Source organism: Alcanivorax sp. MD8A, assembly GCF_002888555.1.
Lineage (GTDB): Bacteria > Pseudomonadota > Gammaproteobacteria > Pseudomonadales > Alcanivoracaceae > Alcanivorax.
This window is the reverse complement of sequence record NZ_AQOQ01000067.1, coordinates 1-3,689: the sequence shown is the minus strand read 5'-3', so window position 1 is coordinate 3,689 and position 3,689 is coordinate 1. Positions and strand designations below refer to the sequence as shown.

The following is a 3,689-nucleotide window of genomic DNA, read 5'->3' as shown; positions in this document are numbered from 1 at the left end:
CGAAGGTGAAGAGCCGATGGATGGACATAATCCTTCAAAACCGCGCCCCTCTTTACCTTGGCCGAGGGGGCGAACCAGCCTGAAAGACTGAGCACGCAAGGAGTTATTCAGAGGCTCCCTGGATCAATCTCATCAAAACGGTTGACGACGGGGTGTCGGCTGGCGCCCTGACTGCCCTCACGATCCAGCCGGCAAGTATGAAAACCCGCTTCGGCTGCGGCATCCAGTTCGGCTTCCACATCAGACAGGAACAGCAACTGGTTGGCCGGAAGGCCAATGGCGGCCTGAATATTCCGGTAGCTCTGGACTTCCTGCTTATGGCCCGAGGTGGTATCGAAATAGCCACTGAAAAGGGGAGTCAGGTCGCCGGCATCGCTGTAGCCGAAAAACAGCTTTTGTGCAGCGATGGAGCCTGACGAGTACACATAAAGATCCAGGTTTTGCTTTTTCCAGAGGTTCAGGTTGGCCGCGGTGTCGGGATAAAGGTGGGCGGTATAATCGCCATTCTCATAGCCCGCCTGCCAGATTTTGCCTTGCAGGGCCTTGAGTGGCGTTACCTTGCGGTCTGCTGCGATCCATTCCTGGAACAGGGCATTGGCACTGTCAGGTGATGTCAGCGGCTGGCCACTTTCGGCGGCGGCTGCCGCAATCAGTTGTTGAACGTCAGCGTCATCCCAGTGTTCTGCCAGAAACCGGGGGAAGGCGTTGGCGGCATAGGGGAACAGCACTTCCTTGACGAAAGAAATGCTGCTGGTGGTGCCTTCGATATCGGTAACGATGGCCTTGATCATGGCGGTATCCCGTTTTCTGGTGTTATCCCCGGATGCGCAAATCGCGTTCAGTCCAGACGATTGAATCGCTGGGCGATATCACTGCCGGTAAAATTCGCGACCCATCCCTCAGGGTTGTTGAACAGGCGGATCGCCACAAAGCGAGGGCTGGGGCCCATATCGAACCAGTGCGGTGTGTTCGCTGGCACGCTGATCAAATCGCCCTTGGTGCACAGTACTTCATAGACGTTGTCGCCAATGTGCAGCGTAAACAGACCGCGGCCTTCCACGAAGAAGCGCACTTCGTCTTCACTGTGACGATGTTCTTCCAGAAACTTTTGTCGAAAAGCGGCCTTTTCCGGGTGATCCGGTACCATGCTGACGACATCGACGGTCTGGTAGCCTTCCTGTTCAATAAGACGATTGATATCAGCCTGATAAGCCTCAATCACCTCTGCCTGATCGGGATTTTCTGACAGTGCCTTGCTGGCTTCCCACTGTTCATAGCGAATCCCGGCGGCCGCCAGCGCCTGGGCCATGGCTGCCTTGTCGGTCAGATGCTGCTGAACGGTTTGCGGCTGGCTGTCATGAAATATCTTCAGTTCGCTCATGTTTTACACTCCACTCAGGCGACGGCGGTCCAGCTCAACGGCGAGCAAGACCTCCAACGCTTCAAGCTGTCGGTAACAGGATGGCAGATCGCTGGCCCAGGTATAAAGCCCATGCCCACGAATCAGGTAGGCATGGCTGATGGCGCCTTCTGCCATGGCGGTGTCGACCTCACTGGCCAGCGCGGCGATGTCCTGAGTATTGTCGAAGACCGGGATCTGCAGTCGACTCTCATGGGTGTGGATGCCTTCGAGTGCTTTCAGCAGCTCGTAGCCTTCCAGCGTCAGCGTATTGGCAGGCCAGTGCATGGTCAGCACGGTACTGGCGTGGCTGTGGGTGTGCAGTACTGCGCCGATGTCAGGAAAACGCTGGTACACCTGGGTGTGCAGAAGGGTTTCGGCAGATGGCTTGCCATCGGTGGCGGGTTGGCCCTGAAGATCAACCGCCATGATGTCGGTTTCGCGCAGCAAGCCTTTATCTTTCCCGGAGCGAGTGATGGCCGCGTGGGTCGCGTTCAGGCGAACGGAATAATTACTGCTGGTGGCTGGTGACCATCCATTGGCATAAATACGCTGGCCGGTCGCGGCCAGCGCTCTGGCGGCGTCGCGGTAGCTGGCAGTAGAAAAAGGGCGATCAGTCATGGTGTCGGCTCTGGCTGTCTCAGTGGCTGGCTTGAAGGTGGGCAACTACCTTCGATGTGTCGGGGGCATCAATGACGCCACGTTCAGTGACAATCGCACTAATCAGGGATGCCGGCGTCACATCAAAGGCCGGGTTATAGACGGGGCAGTGTGCCGGTGCCACAGGCTTGCCTTGTATCTGGCGGATTTCACTGCCATCGCGTTCTTCAATCACGATATGGCTGCCGTCCGGCAACTCGCTATCAAGGGTCGACAACGGCGCGGCCACAATGAACGGAATGCCGTGATGTTTGGCGAGCACCGCCAGAGTGTAGGTGCCGATCTTGTTGGCGGTATCACCGTTAGCAGTGATCCGGTCGGCGCCGACAATGACGGCGTCAATCTTGCCCTGGGCCATCAATTGGCCTGCGCTGCTGTCAGCCACAAGGGTAACCGGGATGCCATCGTTGAGTAGCTCCCAGCTGGTCAGGCGACTGCCTTGCAGCCAGGGGCGGGTTTCACCGGCGTAGACCCCGGCAAGCGTGCCCGCTTCCCACGCACTGCGAATAATGCCCAGGGCGGTACCGTGACCGCCGGTGGCCAGCGCTCCGGTGTTGCAATGGGTGTAGAGGGTGGCGCCAGGGCTCAGCAAGGCGGCGCCAAACTCGCCCATGCGGCGGTTTGCTGCCAGGTCTTCCTGGTGGATGGATTCAGCATCCTCAATCAAGGCCTGTACCAGTTCGCTCCCTGTGCGCTCGCCAGCGGTGCGCTGCAGTCGCTCCAGTGCCCAGAACAGATTGACGGCAGTGGGTCGGCTGCTGGCCAGACACTCGATGGCGGTGGCGAGAGCGGGGAGGCTGGCGTTGTCACCCAAACGTTGGGCTTCCAGTGCCAGACCATAGGCTGCCGTGATGCCGATGGCAGGAGCTCCGCGTACCACCATCTCGCGAATGGCGTTGGCGGCTTGCCGGCTATCGCTGATGGTTAGCCAGACGGTCTGGGTGGGGAGCAGGCGCTGGTCCAGCAGCTCAAGCGAGTTTCCGTGCCAGCGAATGGCTGCGCTGTTAATGGCCATGCAAGGAATCCTTGTGGTTACCCGGCGGTACCTGGGCATCGGGATGAAGGAGCGGTTCACGATGGTAACGGGCGCGAATCCAGTTGGCGGCCCGGAATACCCCGGGGCGCCGCATAATAGCGCGTTCCATACGGTATTTCCCCGGAAATGTGCTGGTCATGATAGCAATCAGAATGGTCAACAATCCCTGGCCGGGTAGCACCAGCATGATGACGCCGGCCATTAACAAGAGCAGGGCCAGCAGGTTACGCAGACACCATAGCAGCCACGCCAGAGGCCCGCGTTGTGAACGGGGCTGATACGCCTCGGTGAAGTAGTGGGCAGGCATGCGAATCAATAACCAGGGGATGGCGACCATGGAGGCAAGCGCCATCACCACCCCGGTGAGGGTCAGGGCGGGGAGCCAGGGCTCGAGCTGCTGTGCAACAGGCGACAGCCAATCAGGAAGAGCCAGTTTCACGTTGCCTCCGGGGCGGTTAGTCAAACCATGATGATGTTGTGCTGCGTAGGATGGTGTCGTGGCGTGGACTTTTCAAATGTTCTGTATGAGACAGGTCGATGGTGGCCGAAAAGGGGTGGCAAGCTTGGGAGTCTCTGAATAACGCCTTGCGTGCT

At 58.8% G+C, this 3,689-nt stretch carries 5 protein-coding genes; all 5 read right to left on the bottom strand.

The annotated features are described in order from the left end of the window. Positions 1 to 107: 107 nt before the first annotated feature. From mtnC to A15D_RS16900, 5 genes are read right to left on the bottom strand one after another with little or no spacing between them, the layout of a single operon-like run. On the bottom strand, positions 108 to 791 hold the full coding sequence (gene mtnC, locus A15D_RS16920; protein ID WP_102792882.1) for an acireductone synthase: 684 nt from the start codon (positions 789 to 791) through the stop codon (positions 108 to 110). A gap of 47 nt (positions 792 to 838) precedes the next feature. Then, positions 839 to 1,381 carry an acireductone dioxygenase gene (locus A15D_RS16915; protein WP_102792881.1) on the bottom strand — a complete coding sequence of 181 codons (543 nt, stop codon included), beginning with the start codon at positions 1,379 to 1,381 and terminating at the stop codon, positions 839 to 841. Between the two features lie 3 nt (positions 1,382 to 1,384). After that, the gene (locus A15D_RS16910; RefSeq protein ID WP_102792880.1) at positions 1,385 to 2,020 is read right to left on the bottom strand and encodes a methylthioribulose 1-phosphate dehydratase; all 636 of its coding nucleotides are present in this window, start codon (positions 2,018 to 2,020) and stop codon (positions 1,385 to 1,387) included. Positions 2,021 to 2,039: 19 nt separating this feature from the next. Then, on the bottom strand, positions 2,040 to 3,074 hold the full coding sequence (gene mtnA / locus A15D_RS16905; RefSeq protein ID WP_102792879.1) for an S-methyl-5-thioribose-1-phosphate isomerase: 1,035 nt from the start codon (positions 3,072 to 3,074) through the stop codon (positions 2,040 to 2,042). Then, positions 3,064 to 3,534 carry a hypothetical protein gene (locus tag A15D_RS16900; RefSeq protein WP_102792878.1) on the bottom strand — a complete coding sequence of 157 codons (471 nt, stop codon included), beginning with the start codon at positions 3,532 to 3,534 and terminating at the stop codon, positions 3,064 to 3,066. Before A15D_RS16900 ends, mtnA begins: the two co-directional genes overlap by 11 nt. Between the last annotated feature and the right edge of the window lie 155 nt (positions 3,535 to 3,689).

Excerpts from the sequence above, each read along its gene's own strand:
- mtnC (WP_102792882.1), bottom strand. The coding sequence starts at position 791 with ATGATCAAGGCCATCGTTACCGATATCGAAGGCACCACCAGCAGCATT.
- mtnA (WP_102792879.1), bottom strand. The coding sequence starts at position 3,074 with ATGGCCATTAACAGCGCAGCCATTCGCTGGCACGGAAACTCGCTTGAG.
- A15D_RS16910 (WP_102792880.1), bottom strand. The coding sequence starts at position 2,020 with ATGACTGATCGCCCTTTTTCTACTGCCAGCTACCGCGACGCCGCCAGA.
- A15D_RS16915 (WP_102792881.1), bottom strand. The coding sequence starts at position 1,381 with ATGAGCGAACTGAAGATATTTCATGACAGCCAGCCGCAAACCGTTCAG.